The following is a 15761-nucleotide window of genomic DNA, read 5'->3' as shown; positions in this document are numbered from 1 at the left end:
AACAGCGCCGGCGCCCGCATCCCGGGGCGACGGCGCTGTTTTTTTCTGCCGCCGATGCCCCTCAGAGAACGCCCAGCCCCCCCAGCGCCGCCAGGACGTCTTCCACGGGCAGATGCGCCAGCGCCGGTTCGGCGCCCGAAGGATATTCAAAACCGAGGTTGAGATAGGCGCACTGCCCCGTGCGCGGCAGCAGGCTCACGCACCGCGGACCCACAGGACCCCAACGGCGCGGATCGGTGGCGCCATGCAGCCCCACCGTGGGCGCGCCCGCCAGGGCGGCAAGATGCATGATGCCGGTATTCACGGAAATCACGGCATCCGCCCGTGCCAGAAGCCACGCCAGATCGGGGAGGCTGGCCCGCCCGGCCAGGGAATGGATGTGCGCCGCCCCGGAAAGCTGTTCCCGCACGAACGCCGCGTTGCGCGCCGCATCGGACCCGCTGCCGGTGAGCCAGACGCTGAAGCCGCGCCCGGCAAGCTCGCGGGCCAGGCACGCCCAGTATTCAGGGGGCCATTCCTTGAGATGGCTCTTGTAGCCCGCAGGCCACATATGGAGAAAGGCATGGCGGCGGCCATCGGCCATCCCGGCCGCCAGCGGCGGCGTCCCGGCGGGCAGGCGCAGGGCCGGGGCACCGGCAAGGCCGGGCCAGAGCGCTCTGCCGAGCGCGAGAAAGTTTTCCGTCTCATGCTGCCGCGCGCTGTGCGTGACCACGCGGTCATAGCCCAGAGAACGCCATTGCCCCGCCGTGGAAAAGCCCACCGTGAGACCGGCGCCCGAAAGGCTGCTGACGATGGCGCCGAGGCGCGCCCATTGCGTGCTGTCAAACAGGAGGTCATAGCGCCGGGCGCGCACATGGCGCACCATGGCCGCCGCATGCCGCACGTCAAATGCCGCCACGGCGTCCGCCTCCCCGAGAAGAGGGACGGCCCCGGCATTGCCGGAGGACACCACGAGTTCCAGTGACGCCCGGGGCAGTTCATGCCGCAGGCCCCTGAGCAGCCCGGAGAGCAGGAGCAGGTCGCCGATGGCGCCCAGGCAGATGATGCCCACCCGCCGCGCCGCGGAAGGCTCGCCGCAACGGCGTGGCCGCTCCGCCGCGCGGGCCGCCGCCGCCATGGCCGCCAGCGGGATGCCCGCATATCTGTCCAGCCAGCGGTGCAGCCGGTTGCCGCGCTCGGACGCCATCAATAGGCCCCGTAGCCCGTAAGGACAACGGGGATGGTCCTGGTCAGGATCCAGATGTCCATCCAGACAGACCAGTTATTGATGTAGTAATGGTCAAAGCTCACGCGCTCGGCATACGTCGTGTTGTTGCGGCCCGAGATCTGCCAGAGTCCGGTGATGCCCGGTCGTACCCGGCAATATTCGTCAAAGACCGCGCCGTACTTTTTCACTTCATCGGCCACAATGGGGCGCGGGCCTACCAAGCTCATATCGCCCATGACCACGTTCAGGAGCTGCGGCAGCTCGTCCAGACTCGTCTTGCGGAGGAAGCGGCCCATACGGGTGACGCGCGGATCGTGCCTGAGCTTGTGGTCGCGCTCCCATTCCTCCCTGAGGACCGGGTCCCTGGCAAGCCACTCCCGGAGCTTCGCATCCGCGTCCGCCACCATGGTGCGGAACTTGTACACGCTGAGCAGACGCCCGTCCCGGCCGATGCGCCTCTGGCGGTACAGGGCGGGTCCGGCACTGTCCAGACGGATGAGCAGCGCGAGCACAAGGCCGATCGGCAGCAGAAACGGCAGCAACAGGAGGCAGAACAGGAGGTCGATGCCGCGCTTGATGGCGAGGCGGCGGCGGTCGTGAAGGTTCTGGCTCAGCAGCAGGGCCGTGACGCCGCAGAGTTCACAGGGGATCAGCCAGTACCGGCGGAAGCCCGCCTCCAGGTCGGGAACCACGATGACCTTGGCGAAATGGCGGCTCACTTCCGTGACATAGTCCACAGGCTGGCGCACGCCGGCCTTGGGCAGGAGCAGGGCCGCCGCCCCGGGCCAGCGCCGCGCCGCGCCGCTCAGCAGCGTGCGCAGATGCTCGGCGTCCGCGGGCAGGTCAAGCATCTCCACGGGCCGCACCCCATGGTTGGGGTGGCGCCTGAGATAGTGCCAGAGACGTTTTGCCGCCCCGCCGCGGTCAAGGATGAGCAGCGGCCTGCCCCACCATGACCTGCGGGAAAAAAGCCGGACGCAGACGGCGCGCAGGAACGGGAGCGTCACCAGCGTGGCGCCCCAGCCGCCGATGATGACCAGGCGCGAATACAGGTCGCCCGTCTTGGAAAGGAACAGCATCAGGAGGATGAGGGCATAGATCAGACTGACGAAAATGAAGATGCCCTTCATTTCCCGGTAGGGCGGAAGGCTGATGCTCCGGTACAGGCCAAGGGTGGCGGCAAAAACCGGCGAGATCAGCAACAGCGGAAAAACCCAGTGATAGATGGCGGGGTCCAGGTCGCCAAACGCCGCGCGCGCCATGAGAACGGCGAACATGGTGCCCAGAAGCGCCACAAGATCGGAAAGCGCGAGCACCGCGGCGCGCACGGGAATACCCGCGCGCTGCATGAGGAGAGGAAGCTGGGAGATCCGGCGCATGGCGCCCCTTGGCAAAAATGTTGTATCGCCCCCCTTTGGGACCAGGAGCGGCCGGAGGGAACGGCATGCGGCAGGGGAGGCTCTCTGCCGCAGATTTTTGCGGAATGCCTGAACTTCAGTACACCAAAGCACCGCCAAAGCGCAAGCCCGGCCCGGCGGGGTCCCGGCGCCCATCCCCCGGAGCGCCTTGCCTTGGAAGCGTCCATCTGGTAAAAGATGCCTTCCTGCAAGAGCGGCCTTCCCGTTTTTGCCACCACACGTTTTCCGAGGGGAACCACGCATGAAAAAGCATTTCCGCGGCGCGCTCCTGGCCGGACTCCTCACCCTGCTTTTCGCGCAGGGCAGCATGGCCGCCGGGGCGAAGACCTATGTCAACGGCATCGATCCCAACTATCCGCCCTTCGCATATGTGGATGAAAAAACCGGCCAGCCCGCCGGTTTCGATGTGGACTCCATGAACTGGATCGCCAAGACCATGGGCGTGAACATCGAACACAAGCCCATGGCCTGGGACGGCATCATCCCGGCCCTGCTTGCCAACCAGATCGACATGGTCTGCTCCGGCATGAGCATCACGCCCGAGCGCGCCAAAATGGTGCAGTTCTCCGATCCGTACTGGACGGTCTCGCGCGTGTTCATCGTGCCCGCCGATTCCTCCCTCACCGTGGAGGAGATCCTCAGCAAGCCCATCAAGGTGGGCGTGCAGCGGGGCACTTCCGAAGCCAATGCCATCAAGCAGGAGCAGCAGACCAAGGGCTACCCCTTTGAACTGCGCTTCTATGATTCGGCGCCGCTTGCCGTGGAAGACCTCCTCAATGGACGCATCCAGGCCGCCCTCATGGACGAGCTGCCCGCGGACGACGCCATTTCCAAGGGGCGCGCGGTGAAAAAGGCCGGCACCCACGGCAAGCCCGACGGCTTCGGCGTGGCCCTGCGTAAGAACGACAAGGAGCTGCGCGCCCTTGTGGACGAGGGCTACCGCAAGCTCATGGCTGATCCGTACTGGCAGGAACTGCAGAAGAAGTATTTGCACAAGTGATGCCGGCGCGCGGCTCCGGAGCCTGCCTGCCCACGGCCGGAAGGACTGCCCGGGGCCGCGCCGTATGCGCGGGCACCGCCGGCGGCGGCCGCCCCTTCACCGGCGCGCTCCCCCGCCGGAGCACCCGGCAACGACCGTAAACGCCACGCCCATGGACTCTCTGCTCGTCGTCATCCAGGCGCTGCCCGCCATTCTGCCGGGCATCCTCGTCACTGTGGGCAATGTGGCCGCATCGCTCGCCATGGGACTCGCCCTGGGCGTTCCCTTTGCGGTGGCCCAGGTCTATGGTCCCGGCTGGAGCCGGAGCCTGGTGCGGCTCTATGTCTGGTTCTTCCGGGGCGTGCCCATCCTGGTCCTGCTCTTCCTGTTTTACGGCTTCTTCATCAGCCTCGGCCTGCCCGCTGAACCCTTTTTCATCTCCTGCCTGGTACTCGGCTGCACCAGCACAGCGTACCAGTCGCAGATTTTCCGGGGCGCCATCGAAAGCCTGCCCAGGGGGCAGCTCCTGGCGGCCAGGGCACTGGGCATGAACGACGCCACGGGCATCGCCTGCATCATCCTGCCGCAGGCCCTGCGCCTTTCCATTCCCGGCTGGGCCAACGAATTTTCCATTCTTCTCAAGGACTCGGCCATCTGCTTCGTCCTCGGGACGCAGGACATCATGGCGCGCACCTCCTTTGCCGCGGCGCGCACCCATGAGCACCTGGCGCTTTATGCCGCGGCCGGATCCATCTATTTTCTCCTTACCCTGGTGGTGCTCAGGCTGCTGCGCCGCCTGGAGGACAAGGTCCATGTGCCTGGCTACTCCACCGGCGGGGGCAGCCTGGGGATGGGAGAACCGGCCTAGAACGGGAGGACCAATGAGGGAGGAACAGGACGTTGTGCTCCGCGTGGAGCATGTCTCCAAACGGCTGGGCGGCAAGCTCATCCTGGATGACTGCTCCCTTGCCGTGCGCCGCGGGGAACTCATGGTGCTCATCGGCCCTTCCGGCGCGGGCAAGAGCACCCTGCTCCAGTGCATCGACTGCCTCATCCCGCCCGACAGCGGCGAGATATGGCTGGAAGGCGAACGCCTGGAGCGCGACGACCGGCGCAGGCTCTGTGACTTTCGCGCCCAGGTGGGCATGATCTTTCAGGATTTCAACCTGTTTGACCACCTCACGGCGGAAGAGAACGTCGCCATCGCCCTGCGCAAGGTGCGGGGCATGTCCCGCAAGGAGGCCAGGGCCAGGGCGCTTGACGAACTGGCCCGGGTGGGCCTTGCCCGGCGCGCCCTGCTCTATCCGGCCCAGCTCTCCGGCGGCCAGAAACAGCGCGTGGCGATCGCCCGCGCCCTTGCCATGGACCCCAAGGTCATGCTGCTTGACGAACCCACTTCCGCCCTGGACCCGGAACTGGTGGGCGAGGTACTGGCTGTCATCCGCGATCTGGCGGCCGGGGGCATGACCATGGTCATGGCGACGCACCAGATGGACTTTGCCCGCGCCCTCGCCACGGAGATCCTGTTCATGGAACGCGGCAGGATCATTGAACGCGGGGCGCCCGCGCAGCTGCTCGCCGACGGTTCAGCCACGCGAACGCGCGATTTCTGCCTGCGGGTCCTGGAAGTCAGTATTTGAAACGCTCGCGGTGAAGGCAGCGACGCCTGAGGAACATCTCCGCAAGACGGGCATCCTCCCCGAAAAAATGCTCTACCGGCTTCCGCCGCCCCCCTGCTGCCGCGCCTGACCGCCGGATGTGCTGCTCCAGTTGCCTTCGGTGGAGGCATCGCTGGCAGGCTTTTTCTCTTCTCCCTGCCCCGGCATGAAACGCTGGAGATCGCGCGAGACCTCAAAGGTCCGCAATTCGGCAGCCGCGGCCTGGGCAAAGGGCGAATCGGGGAAACGCTGCACAATGCCTTCCAGCAGCGCCTCAGCGCGGGAGGCATCCCCGAGCTTGCGGTAAAGGCGCGCCTCGCGGAAGCGCAGCCCCGGATACTCCGCCGAATCCTGCGGCACATAGGCAGTATAGCGTTCCACCCATTGCAGGGCCTCGGGGATGCGGTTCCCCACCTCGCAAATGTCCATGAGCGCGGCGATGGCCTCCTTGATGCGCTGGGGGTCCGCCTTGTCGGAGCGTTCGTCCTGCAGGCGGGTAAAAAGCTCGATGACGCGGCGGTTGGCCTCGTAGGCGTTGCGGATATCCTTGCGGTTCTCGGCGTCACGCGCGAGAAAATAGGTGGCATAGGCCTGCTGATAGAGCGGGATATCCTGCCGTTCCGCCAGCTTCCGCCACATGGTCAGCGCCGGGCCGCCCAGATTGAGATTCTGCGCGGAAAGCGCCATGGCATAGTCGAGCTGATTACGCAACTGCGGCTGAAGATCCCAGTTCTCCACGAGCTTGCTCAGGTCGAGGATCTTGTCCCAGGCGCCGTTTTTCAGATAGTGGTTGAAAAACTGGGAAAAGGCGGCCTCGCCATAGTCCGGGTCCATGGGACCCTTGAGAAAATCCGCCAGCAGCTCGAAGGACTTCTTTTCATCCCCCCGCTCCAGCCAGCCCTGGGCCAACGCATAGCGAAGCTTTGCGTCCGGCGCGCCATAGCGCTCGCGCACCAGCGGAAAGCCGTTCCAGAGCAGAAGGATGCGGCCGTAGTTCTGTTCGGCCAGAGAGTTGGCAAGCTCCTTGCTGAATGCCTGCCAAAGGATCTCGCGCGCTTCGGGCACGTCCCGATGCTCGGGATACGCATCGATGAAATCCGCCGCCTTGCCCATGGCTTCGGGGTACTGGCGGTCCCAATAGAGCCACATGGCCTGCTTGAGCCGCGCGAGCACCGCCTCGGGCGTCGTATCCGACGACGCGGCCAGATCGGAATAGACCTGCCAGAGCGGCGGCTCTCCTCCCTGCGCGAACACCCTGCTCATTTCCTCATAGGTGATGGGCGATTCGTGGATGCCCTTTTCCGCCAGGCGCAGACGCGCGGTAACGGCCGCCGGGGAGTCGGGAAAATTCCGTTCCAGATCCGTGTAGATGAAATTCGCCGCCTGGCTGTTGCCCCGCCGCATGTAGGTATCGGCCATCCTGAGCAGCAGGCTGTCGTTGCCCTGGCGTTTCGGGTCCAGATTGACAAAGAGCCAGTGGAGATCCATGGCCGCGTCACCGCGGCCCATTTTTTCGTCATTGGCCGCCTGAAGGAGCAGGAACGCCGGATCATCGATATAATACCGGGGCCAGCGCTTGCTGATGAAGTCGAGGATGACCTGCGCGCGCTCATGCTTGTCCTGATTGACAAGGGCCTTTGCCAGCCCCACGGATGCGGCCTGGAGTTGCGAGGATTCGGGATACTTGTCGAGCACGATGCCAAAGGACTGCTCGGCTTCGGCGTTGCGCCCGTTCTTGAGCTGGGCCTCCCCCAGGGCGGTCAGGCCCTGGGCAACGCCGGGATAATCGGGAAAGCGGCGCAGCAGGGCGACGATATACCCTCCGGCCTCGCCGAGATTGCCCACATTGGCGTTGGCAAGGCCCAGACGCAGGAGCGCGTCCGGCACGCGGGGCGAACGCAGATTGGCGTTCATGGCCTCGTTTGTGGAGGAGACGATAGGTTCGAATCCCGCCAGCGGATTGTCCGCATAGCGCGCCCAGAGGCAGTCGCTGATGCGGTAGAGCGTCCTTTCCAGCAACTCGGGCGGCAGATTCGGCAGCTGACGGATATTCTCCAGCGCGGGCAGGGCTTCGTCGTACTTGCCCTCGTCAATGAGCGCCTCGGCGGCGGCGAACATCTTGTCCGGCTCCGGCGGCTTGGGCACCGGATTTCCCTGCTCGTCCACATAGATGACTTCACGGGGCTTCTCAGGCTCCGGCGGCTCGGGAGCCTTCTGCCCGAGGGGCAGCCCCACCGTGCCGGGCACCGCCGTTCCGGACGCTGTGCGTCCCTCGTGGCGCACGGCGGCCGGCGGGGGAGTGGACGGCGCCGCGGCGGAGGCCGCCTCCGGCGCGCCTGCCGGTGTGGCTGGCGCGCCGGCCGGAGAGTCTGACGCGCCCGGAGCGGTCCCGGGAACAGCAACGGAAGAGGCCGGGGGCACCTCAACGGCCGGGGGAGGCGCCTTGCGGGGAGCGGTCTCCGCCTGCGGCATCGCCGGCGCGGGTCCGGGCACAGGCTGTCCCGCCGCGCCCCCCGGCGTCCGCGCCGGAGAAGCCCCGGCCTGTGGCGCGGGGTCCGGCGCAGGCGGCGCCGACGGGGCGGCCGTTCCCCCGGGCACATCGGCCGTGGCAGTGGAAAGACCGCTGTTTTCAGGCCAGTCTTCCGGACCCCCGGTATTGACCTTGCCCCGCAGCGATTGCCGGGAATCCATGACGCCCCGGCCGCCCAGGGCTTGTCCCGCTGTCGCGCCGGCCGCCGCGCCGGGCTGGCCGGGCGTGGCCGCCTGCGCCGGGGCCGCGCCGAACGCCCGCGCCATCACGCCGGGCGTTTCCGCCGGAGCGGACGCAGGGGCGGGCCAGGGCATGTCCGCCCCGGCCCTGGCACCCAGGGCATTCAGTTGTGAATACGGGACGGTCTGCCGCCCATTGAGCTGCCCGCGCACCTGCTCCGTTCCGGGAACGGCGGCCATGCCCCCGCTGTCGGCGGCCAGGGCGGGCGCGGCGCCGCCCAGCCAGCAGACGAACACCAGCAGGCACGCGGCCCGCCGGCCGTTGCCGGGAGCGAGCCGCGCGGGGCGCGCAGCGACAGGCGCTGTGTGTATGGGGCGGAAGAAAACAGCCATGGGCAGCATCCTGCACAAGACAATGCAAAAAAAATGCCACATCCCCCACATATCGGACGCCAGGTTCATGCCCCCCGCTTCTTGAGCTTTTCGATGAGGGTCGTCCGCTTGATGCCCAGATATTCGGCGGCCTGGTTCTTGACGCCGTCCGCGCGTTCCAGCGCCTCGTCAATGAGGCGGCCTTCCACGGTATCGAGAAAATCCTTGAGGTTCATCCCCTTGTCTTCCAGCACGGACAGGGTGGGCCACACAAAGCCCCCCTCCCCGGGGACGCCGTCGCGGGCGGCGCCCGGCGCCACGGCCGGCGCCGGGGCGGGCGGTTCGGGCTCGGGCAGCGAAGCCACATCCCCCACCTGGTCAAGGATCTTGGCGGGCAGGTCGGCGGCCATGACCGTATCGCCATCCACAAGGATGCTCAGCCGCTCCATGAAATTCACGAGTTCGCGCACATTGCCCGGCCAGGAATAGGCGGCAAGGATGCGCCGCGTCTCCGGCGCAAGCGCGAGCGGCGGCCGTTCCTTCCTGCGGCAGAACTGTTCAAGAAAGTGCTCGGCCAGCAGGAGCACATCGCCGCCGCGCTCGCGCAACGGCGGCAGGTGGAGGGGAATGACGTTGAGACGGTAGTAGAGGTCTTCCCGAAAATGTCCGGCGGCCACCTCCTGCTCCAGGTCACGGTTGGTGGCGGCCACCACGCGCACATCCACCTTCTTGCTGCCGGTGCCTCCCACGCGTTCGATCTCCTTTTCCTGGAGCACGCGCAGGATCTTGACCTGGAGGCTCAGATCCATCTCGCCGATTTCATCAAGAAAGATGGTGCCGCCGTCGGCAAGCTCGAAGCGCCCCGGCCGGGAGCGGATGGCATGGGTGAAGGCGCCCTTTTCGTGGCCGAACAGCTCGCTTTCCAGCAGTTCCTTGGGGATGGCGCCGCAGTTGATGGGCACAAAGGGCTTGTCCGCGCGCCGGCTATTGGCATGGAGGGCGCGCACGAGAAGTTCCTTGCCGGTGCCGGATTCTCCGGTTACAAGGACGGTGCTGTCCGTCGGGGCGACCTTGCCGAGAACCCTGAAGACCTCGGCCAGGGTGGTGCTCTGGCCGATGATGCCGCTGGTGTCGAGATCCATGGCGTTCCTGCTCACGGCCCCGGGCGGCCACTGGCCGGCCCGCGCGGGCGTTTGACTGGCTGTTCAGGTGTCAATACACTGACACGGGCCGAATTGCCAGCAAAAACACCGCCACCCCCGCGTTTTCCCCCGGGAGCGCCCGCGCCCCTCACGCGAAACACCGGTCAAGAAATGCCGCGGCGCGTGCTTCGCTGTAATAGAGACCGCCCGGCTGGGCAAAGCCCACATGCCCGCCGTGCGGCGCCACTTCCAGATGCAGACGCGCGTTGCGCCGTGCGGCCTCCCACGGGTAGCAGGCCGGCGTGCAGAACGGGTCATCGGCCGCCAGCAGCAGATACAGCGGCGTGCGGATCTCGGGAAGGTCCGGCAGGACGCTGTTGGCGGCCCAGTAGTCATGCGCCGAGGCGAAGCCGTAGACCGGCGCGGTGAAACGCTCGTCAAAAACGCCGAAGGTGCGGATGCGCTCCACCCCTTCCGTGGAAGGATAGGAAGGAAAGCGCGCGGCCTTGGCGCGCACCTTCTCGCGCAGGGTGCGGAGGAAATAGGCCATATAGAGCCGGCACGACGGGCCGTCCATCCTGGCGGCGGCGCTGACAAGCTCGCACGGCACGGACACGGCCACGGCCGCGCGCAGAAGCGGGGAGACCGGGCCACGGGCGAGGTACCGGCAGATCTGGTTGCCGCCCAGGCTGAAGCCCGCGAGCGCCAGCGGCAGGTCCAGCGATTCCGCGTAGCGGATGACCGCGCCGAGATCGCCGATCTCGCCCATGTGATAGAGCCTGTCCGTGCGGTTGATCTCGCCCGAACAGGAACGCATGTTCCAGGCAAGCGCATCGAAGCCGCGCAGGGCCAGCGCCCGGATCATGCCCAGGACATATTTGCGGCGGCTGTTGCCTTCAAGGCCATGTGAGATGATGACCAGCCCGCGCGCCCTTGCCCCGGCGCGACGGTGCAGGTCAAGATCAAGAAAATCCCCGTCGTCGGTCTCAATGCGGATGCGCTCCGGCCCGGACTCCATGCCCGGCGCCGGACGCGGCCGGCGGCGGAACAGGACCGGCCAGAGCGTGCCCGCGTGCCCGTTGGTCAGCCACCAGGGCGGACGATAGGAAGAAGGAAGGATCGGCATGGACAGGACCCCCGTGACGGCATGCGACGCCCGATCGCGGTCATTTTCTACGCCGCCGTCTTCGTGCATGTCAAATGACGGTCCGGCAAACGGCGGTCCGGCCATCGCCGCGCGGGGGCGCCAACCGCGCATCCCCGGCGCGGAGGCGGGCGCGGGGCGCGTGGATGTGCTGATCCTCGGCGCCGGGGCCGCCGGGCTTGCCTGCGCGTGCGAGGCCAGCCGCCGGGGGCTGGGCGTCCTCCTGCTCGAACGCGGGCGAAGCCCCGGCCGCAAGCTGTCCGCCTGCGGTGGCGGCAGGGCCAATTTCAGCAACCGCTCCGTCACGCCGGAGGACTACCTCTGCCGGTCCGACGCCGCCTTCTGCCGCCATGCCCTGGCCTCCCTTCCGCCGGAACGCGTGCTGCGCCGAATCCAGGGCTGGCGCCTGCCTGTGGAAGAGCGCGACCATGGGCGGCTTTTCCTGAAAGTGCCCGCCATCCGGCTCGTGCGCGCGCTGGAAGACGAATGCGCCGCTCACGGCTGCCGTCTCGCCTGCGGTGCGGAAGTGCGCGCCGTGCAGCGCGAAGACGGCGGTTTTGCCGTGGACGACGGGAAGCGCATATGGCGCGCTCGCGCCGTTGTCCTTGCCCTGGGCAGCCCGGCCTGTCCGGCCCTGGGGGGGAGTGCCGCCGGCTGGCGGATCGCCGCCGCGCTGGGGCATACGCTCACGCCCGCGCGCCCGGCCCTGGTGCCGCTGCGGCTCCCGGAGGTAACGCCCCTGGGCGCGGCGTTGCGCGGGCTGGCGGGCATCAGCCTGCCCGCGCGCCTGACGCTGGCCCACGCCGTGGAGGGAAAGACGCGCATCTGGGAGGACGACCTGCTCTTCACGCATACGGGCCTGAGCGGGCCGCTCGTCCTTGGCGCCTCCCTGTTCTGGCGTGACGGCCACGCTCTGGAGCTGGATCTTCTGCCGGGCCAGGATACGGAAGCCCTGCTCGATGTCGGGGGCGCCCGCACGCCCCGCGCCCTCCTGCGCCGCTTTCTGCCGCAGCGCCTGCTCGATGCCGTCCTGCCGCCGGAGCCGGCCCGGCGCAAGTGCGCCGAGCTTTCCCGTCAGGCGCGCCGCCAGCTGGCCGCCGCCGTCCACGCCCTGCGCGTGACGCCGTCCGGCACCGGGGGGCTGGACAGGGCCGAAGCCTGCTCCGGCGGCGTGGATACCGGCGAGGTCGACCCGCGCACCATGGAGAGCCGCCTCATCCCCGGGCTGCACATCGTCGGCGAAATGCTCGATGTGACGGGACGGCTGGGCGGCTACAATCTCCACTGGGCCTGGGCCAGCGGCATCCGCGCCGGGCGGTCGGTGCTGGCCGGGGCCGAAGGCCGCCTCACAGGCCGCAAAACAGCGTCACCCAGAACGGCACGCTGAAATCAAGCACCATGGCATGCACGATGGCCGGAAAGGCCCAGGCCGTCCCGGCGGCGCGGGTAATGACCGGCAAGGTGGTGTCCATGGTGGAGGCCCCCCCGCACATGACGGGCGCTGGCGCCCCGCAGAGCCGCACGAGCAGCGGGGTGAAGATGAGGGTGAACAGCTCGCGGAAAATATTGGCGAGCAGGGCCACCGTGCCCAGTTCCTCCCCCCGGTACTGGGTGATGAAGACCGAAGAAAGCGAATAATAGGCGAAGCCCGCCCCCACGGCCAGGCAGTCCGCCACACTGTACACAAGAAAGACACTCATCAGGGCGCAGCCCGCGAAGGTGCCCACGGTGGTCCCCAGCGGCAGCAAAAGGACGCGGGGCCGCAGGGAACGCAAAATCTCGCCCAGGCGCCTGTCCGCCCCCAGCGAAAGCCCCACCAGCGCCATGAGCAGCCACAGGGCGGGCAGCGTGGGGTCATGCCGCAGCAGCGCCTCCGGCGCAAGGCCGAAACGCGCAAGCAGCAGGCCCGCGAGAAAACAGGCGAGGATGGGCAGGCTGGCGCTCATGCCGGTGCGCCGTCGCGGCCCTGAGGGCGCCCGTCCCCGTGGGGGCGGTCCCCTCTTCCCCCGCCGAAGACCCGCCGGAGCAGGACGGCGCAGACCAGCGTGCCCCCGATGCCGCCCAGCGCAAGCGCCAGCGCGGCACCCCCCAGATGCGGCAGATCGCGCACCAGTTGCGCGTTGCCGCCCACGGCGATGCCGAGGAAAAACAGCAGCAGCATGATGGCGAGAAAGATCCAGCGCCGCAACGCCTCCGGCCTGAGCCTTCCGCGCAGCAGGCGTCCGGCGAGCATGCCGCAGAGCATGATGCCCAGGGCGATGTACATGGTGATTCCCCCGTTCCTCTCTCTGACCGTCTCAGCGCGGCAGCCGCGCCACGGGACCAAGCCCCTGACGAAGAAAGGCGAGCGTGGGACCGTAGCGCGCCATGTCCCCCGCGAGGGCATCCACATCCCGCAGCACAAGCACCAGTTGCCCGCGCCAGCGCAACTGGCCCAAAGGCCGCGCCGTGCCCGGCAGCCCCAGGGCGCGGACAGCGGCGCTCCCCATGACGATGACCGCCCGGCACCCCAGATGGACGGCGCCGGACCAGAACGCCTCGGCATGCGGCGCGAACTCCGGTCCCCCCGCAGGGGGAGCGGCGGCTTCCGGAACTTCCGGCAGGCAGGCGGGCCAGAAGGTATGCGTGCCCGCGGGGTGCGCCAGATCCCGGAGCAGCCGCCCCAGAAAGGCGCGACGCGCGGCGCGGGCTTCCGCCCCGCTGTCCTCCTGCCGTTCATCGCCGGCAGCGGCGGTGAGGTCCGGTCCCAGATTCCAGTAGGTCCAGGCGACCAGTCCGGGCCGGGTGGCGGCCAGACGGCGGCGCCAGGGTTCCGGCAGCTCCGCGCGCGGCAGGGGGCGCCAGCGGCCCTCCGCGGCCGCCGCGGAGGGGACCTGTTCCCGCGGCGCCTGTTGCGGCCGTTGCGGACGCCGCCCCGGACCCGCGTCATGCCCGGCGGGACGGGGGGGGCGCCCGGCCGCAACAGCCGGACGCGCGGCAGAGGGCGCCGCGCACAGCGAAAGCTCCGGCGGCAGGTCGGCGGGGGCCGCCAGATACCGCAGCCCGCGCCCATGCCAGAGCGCGGCGGCGAAACTCAGATCCGCAAAAGCCATGAACAGAGATCCCAGGCGATGTCCGCCTTGTTTTTGAGGCTCCAGATCTCCCCGTGGCCCGTCCTGTCCACCACGGCCATGGACGCGCCCTCGGCGCCGAAGGCGCCGTGACCGGCATTGACGGGATTGGCCGCCACCACGTCCGCGCCCTTGCGCTCGAGCTTGAGGCGCGCCAGCGGCAGCAGGCTCTCCATATCCGGCACGATCTCCGCCGCGAAGCCGAGCACGCGCTGTCCGGGGCGCCGCGACGCCGCGAGGCTCTTCAGGATGTCGGGATTGGGCGCAAAGGCGATGCTGAACCCCTCGGGCGCGCCGGATTTCTTGTACTTGCCGAGGCCCCCGTCCGCCGGGCGCTCCGGGGCGAAATCGGCCACGGCCGCGCTGAAGAACCCCATGTCCATGCCGGGCCAGATGTCGGCGGCAGCGCTGAACATCTCCGCCGCGCTCGTCACCTCCACGCGCGTGACGCCCGCCGGGAATCGGCAGCGCACGCCGGGACCGCAGATGGCCGTCACCGCCGCGCCGCGCAGCCACGCGCAGACGGCGAGCGCCGCGCCCATGCGCCCGCTGGAGGGATTGGACCAGTAGCGCACGCCGTCCCACGGTTCGCGCGTGGGTCCGAGCGTCACCATGACGCGCAGGGACGCCATATCCTGGGGAGCCAGCGCGCGCAGGACGGCGAAAAAGATCTCCGGCAGCGCCGCCAGCCGCCCCCGCCCCCGGTCGCCGCAGGCGGCTTCTCCCGAATCCGGGCCGACCAGGACCACCCCGCGGCCGCGCAGGCGCTCGGCATTGGCCCGGGTGGCCGCATGCGCCCACATGCGCGGGTTCATGGCCGGAGCCACCACCAGCGGTCCGGAAAAGGCCAGGGCCTGGGCCGAGAGCATGTCCGACGCGGCGCCGGACGCCAGCCGGGAGAGCACATCCGCCGATGCCGGAGCGATCACCATGGCCTCCGCGTTCTCCCCCGGCTCCAGATGGGCGAACACCTCCTGCCCCGGATCGAACATATCGCCATATACGGGATCCGCCCCCAGCGAGGCGAAGAGCAGCGGCGTCACGAACCGGCGCGCGCCGGCCGTGAGCGTGGCCGAGACTGCCATTTCCAGCCGGGTCCAGGCGCGCAGCAGTTCCACGGCCTTGTAGCAGGCCACGGAACCGCTCACGCCGAGATGGAGCCGCCGCCCGGAAAATCTGCCGCTTGCCGCAAAGGGCGTCGCATCCCACAGTTCGTTCACAGGGTCCGCTCCCTGACGCCCCCCTGGGCGCCCCACTCCTCAACGGTGCCCGGCGCAGGGGCCGTTGTCGTGGAGGAGGCGGCGCCGCCCGCGTCCGGTTCTCCGGCGCCATCCAGCGGGCCGTATTCCTCGCCGGGCAGCTCCGCGCCGCCCCCTGTCAGGCCGGGATCGTCCGGCATCTGGAGCGTTGCCCCCTCCGGCAGGCGCCGGCCGAGCCAGATATCCAGAATGGTGAGCATGGCCTGGCTGCGAAAGGCCAGCACGGCCATTTCCCCGGCCTTTTCATAGACCTGGAGCAGACGGTCCTCCTTCCGCAGGGAAAGGCGCAGCTGCCACCCGTGGCTTTTCAGGGCCGTAAACAGTTCCATGGCCGCGGCGCCCGCGTTCACCCTGCCGCGCAGGACTTCAAGCCCCTCGCGTCCGCCGTCGGCATTCAGGGCGCTGTACCCGTGGGAGGCATAGCGCTGGAGTCCCGCGGGCAGCGGCACGTTGAGAAGGGCGCTGGTGGCGGTATCCACGCCGCCGGTCAGGGGATCATTGGAAAAGGGAGCGCCCACGCCCATGGACGCGCACCCCTGAAGCAGGGAAACAGCGCCGAGAAGGAGGGCAAGAATGCTGATGACAAGCTGCCGACGCATGGCTATACTCATTTTTTTGATGTGCGGCGCCGAATGTGCCTGCTACGGCGCCTGTTGCCGACCCATCAGGACAGGGAGAAGGGGCCTCGGTCATGGTCTCCACCAGCGCGGACACGGCGCGCACGGACATGGCGCCTCCTGCGCCGGAACAGGTGCCAGAGCAG

Annotated in this window: 14 protein-coding genes; 4 read left to right on the top strand and 10 right to left on the bottom strand. The window is 68.5% G+C overall.

Going from position 1 to position 15761, the window contains the following annotated elements; translation table 11 throughout:
• Window positions 1–61: 61 nt before the first annotated feature.
• The gene (locus QZ294_RS02845; RefSeq protein WP_297046500.1) at window positions 62–1186 is read right to left on the bottom strand and encodes a glycosyltransferase family 9 protein; all 1125 of its coding nucleotides are present in this window, start codon (window positions 1184–1186) and stop codon (window positions 62–64) included.
• Window positions 1186–2586 (bottom strand): undecaprenyl-phosphate galactose phosphotransferase WbaP, encoded by a 1401-nt coding sequence (gene wbaP / locus QZ294_RS02840; protein WP_297046497.1) that lies wholly within the window; start codon window positions 2584–2586, stop codon window positions 1186–1188. Before wbaP ends, QZ294_RS02845 begins: the two co-directional genes overlap by 1 nt.
• Before the next feature lie 280 nt (window positions 2587–2866).
• Between wbaP and QZ294_RS02835 the strand changes: the two genes are divergently transcribed.
• The 3 genes from QZ294_RS02835 to QZ294_RS02825 all read left to right on the top strand — a co-directional run bounded on the left by QZ294_RS02835 (window position 2867) and on the right by QZ294_RS02825 (window position 5244).
• The gene (locus QZ294_RS02835; protein WP_297046494.1) at window positions 2867–3625 is read left to right on the top strand and encodes an ABC transporter substrate-binding protein; all 759 of its coding nucleotides are present in this window, start codon (window positions 2867–2869) and stop codon (window positions 3623–3625) included.
• 151 nt (window positions 3626–3776) lie between these two features.
• Complete coding sequence (locus tag QZ294_RS02830; protein WP_297046490.1) at window positions 3777–4472, top strand: amino acid ABC transporter permease; 696 nt, start codon at window positions 3777–3779, stop codon at window positions 4470–4472.
• A 13-nt stretch (window positions 4473–4485) separates the two neighbouring features.
• A complete protein-coding gene (locus QZ294_RS02825; RefSeq protein ID WP_297046488.1) occupies window positions 4486–5244 on the top strand; it encodes an amino acid ABC transporter ATP-binding protein in 759 nt (252 codons plus the stop codon).
• Between the two features lie 72 nt (window positions 5245–5316).
• Here the strand turns inward: QZ294_RS02825 and QZ294_RS02820 are convergent, their stop codons facing one another.
• The 3 genes from QZ294_RS02820 to QZ294_RS02810 form a co-directional block, all read right to left on the bottom strand.
• Window positions 5317–8364, bottom strand: coding sequence for a tetratricopeptide repeat protein (locus QZ294_RS02820; RefSeq protein ID WP_297046486.1), 3048 nt, complete (start codon window positions 8362–8364; stop codon window positions 5317–5319).
• Window positions 8365–8429: 65 nt separating this feature from the next.
• Window positions 8430–9485 carry a sigma-54-dependent Fis family transcriptional regulator gene (locus tag QZ294_RS02815; protein WP_297046483.1) on the bottom strand — a complete coding sequence of 352 codons (1056 nt, stop codon included), beginning with the start codon at window positions 9483–9485 and terminating at the stop codon, window positions 8430–8432.
• 148 nt (window positions 9486–9633) lie between these two features.
• Window positions 9634–10611: an alpha/beta fold hydrolase gene (locus tag QZ294_RS02810; protein ID WP_297046481.1), complete on the bottom strand. Its 978-nt coding sequence runs from the start codon at window positions 10609–10611 to the stop codon at window positions 9634–9636.
• Window positions 10612–10678: 67 nt separating this feature from the next.
• On the opposite strand from QZ294_RS02810, the gene QZ294_RS02805 reads away from it, so the two are divergent.
• Entirely contained in the window at window positions 10679–12016 is a 1338-nt protein-coding gene (locus QZ294_RS02805) for an aminoacetone oxidase family FAD-binding enzyme (RefSeq protein WP_297046478.1), read from the top strand.
• On the opposite strand, the gene QZ294_RS02800 is transcribed toward QZ294_RS02805, so the two are convergent.
• The 5 genes from QZ294_RS02800 to QZ294_RS02780 are packed head-to-tail and all read right to left on the bottom strand — an operon-like array spanning window position 11976 to window position 15597.
• Window positions 11976–12575, bottom strand: a complete 600-nt coding sequence (locus tag QZ294_RS02800) for a lysine exporter LysO family protein (protein WP_297046475.1) — start codon at window positions 12573–12575, stop codon at window positions 11976–11978. The two genes, QZ294_RS02805 and QZ294_RS02800, sit on opposite strands and share 41 nt — an antisense overlap.
• Window positions 12572–12895, bottom strand: coding sequence for a LysO family transporter (locus tag QZ294_RS02795; protein WP_297046454.1), 324 nt, complete (start codon window positions 12893–12895; stop codon window positions 12572–12574). The genes QZ294_RS02800 and QZ294_RS02795 overlap by 4 nt, the downstream gene beginning before the upstream one ends.
• 31 nt (window positions 12896–12926) lie before the next feature.
• On the bottom strand, window positions 12927–13721 hold the full coding sequence (locus tag QZ294_RS02790) for a hypothetical protein (RefSeq protein ID WP_297046451.1): 795 nt from the start codon (window positions 13719–13721) through the stop codon (window positions 12927–12929).
• Entirely contained in the window at window positions 13703–14959 is a 1257-nt protein-coding gene (coaBC, locus tag QZ294_RS02785) for a bifunctional phosphopantothenoylcysteine decarboxylase/phosphopantothenate--cysteine ligase CoaBC (protein ID WP_297046448.1), read from the bottom strand. Before coaBC ends, QZ294_RS02790 begins: the two co-directional genes overlap by 19 nt.
• Complete coding sequence (locus tag QZ294_RS02780; RefSeq protein WP_297046445.1) at window positions 14956–15597, bottom strand: hypothetical protein; 642 nt, start codon at window positions 15595–15597, stop codon at window positions 14956–14958. Before QZ294_RS02780 ends, coaBC begins: the two co-directional genes overlap by 4 nt.
• Window positions 15598–15761 lie beyond the last annotated feature (164 nt).

This window comes from uncultured Desulfovibrio sp., assembly GCF_910584445.1.
In the GTDB taxonomy this organism is placed as follows: domain Bacteria; phylum Desulfobacterota; class Desulfovibrionia; order Desulfovibrionales; family Desulfovibrionaceae; genus Desulfovibrio.
The sequence above is the reverse complement of the archived record's forward strand: the minus strand, read 5'-3'. Positions and strand labels throughout refer to the sequence as shown.

Excerpts from the sequence above, each read along its gene's own strand:
- QZ294_RS02835 (WP_297046494.1), top strand. The coding sequence starts at position 2,867 with ATGAAAAAGCATTTCCGCGGCGCGCTCCTGGCCGGACTCCTCACCCTG.
- QZ294_RS02790 (WP_297046451.1), bottom strand. The coding sequence starts at position 13,721 with ATGGCTTTTGCGGATCTGAGTTTCGCCGCCGCGCTCTGGCATGGGCGC.
- QZ294_RS02820 (WP_297046486.1), bottom strand. The coding sequence starts at position 8,364 with ATGGCTGTTTTCTTCCGCCCCATACACACAGCGCCTGTCGCTGCGCGC.
- QZ294_RS02845 (WP_297046500.1), bottom strand. The coding sequence starts at position 1,186 with ATGGCGTCCGAGCGCGGCAACCGGCTGCACCGCTGGCTGGACAGATAT.
- QZ294_RS02830 (WP_297046490.1), top strand. The coding sequence starts at position 3,777 with ATGGACTCTCTGCTCGTCGTCATCCAGGCGCTGCCCGCCATTCTGCCG.
- QZ294_RS02825 (WP_297046488.1), top strand. The coding sequence starts at position 4,486 with ATGAGGGAGGAACAGGACGTTGTGCTCCGCGTGGAGCATGTCTCCAAA.
- QZ294_RS02810 (WP_297046481.1), bottom strand. The coding sequence starts at position 10,611 with ATGCCGATCCTTCCTTCTTCCTATCGTCCGCCCTGGTGGCTGACCAAC.
- QZ294_RS02780 (WP_297046445.1), bottom strand. The coding sequence starts at position 15,597 with ATGCGTCGGCAGCTTGTCATCAGCATTCTTGCCCTCCTTCTCGGCGCT.
- QZ294_RS02805 (WP_297046478.1), top strand. The coding sequence starts at position 10,679 with ATGTCAAATGACGGTCCGGCAAACGGCGGTCCGGCCATCGCCGCGCGG.
- QZ294_RS02795 (WP_297046454.1), bottom strand. The coding sequence starts at position 12,895 with ATGTACATCGCCCTGGGCATCATGCTCTGCGGCATGCTCGCCGGACGC.
- QZ294_RS02815 (WP_297046483.1), bottom strand. The coding sequence starts at position 9,485 with ATGGATCTCGACACCAGCGGCATCATCGGCCAGAGCACCACCCTGGCC.
- wbaP (WP_297046497.1), bottom strand. The coding sequence starts at position 2,586 with ATGCGCCGGATCTCCCAGCTTCCTCTCCTCATGCAGCGCGCGGGTATT.
- QZ294_RS02800 (WP_297046475.1), bottom strand. The coding sequence starts at position 12,575 with ATGAGCGCCAGCCTGCCCATCCTCGCCTGTTTTCTCGCGGGCCTGCTG.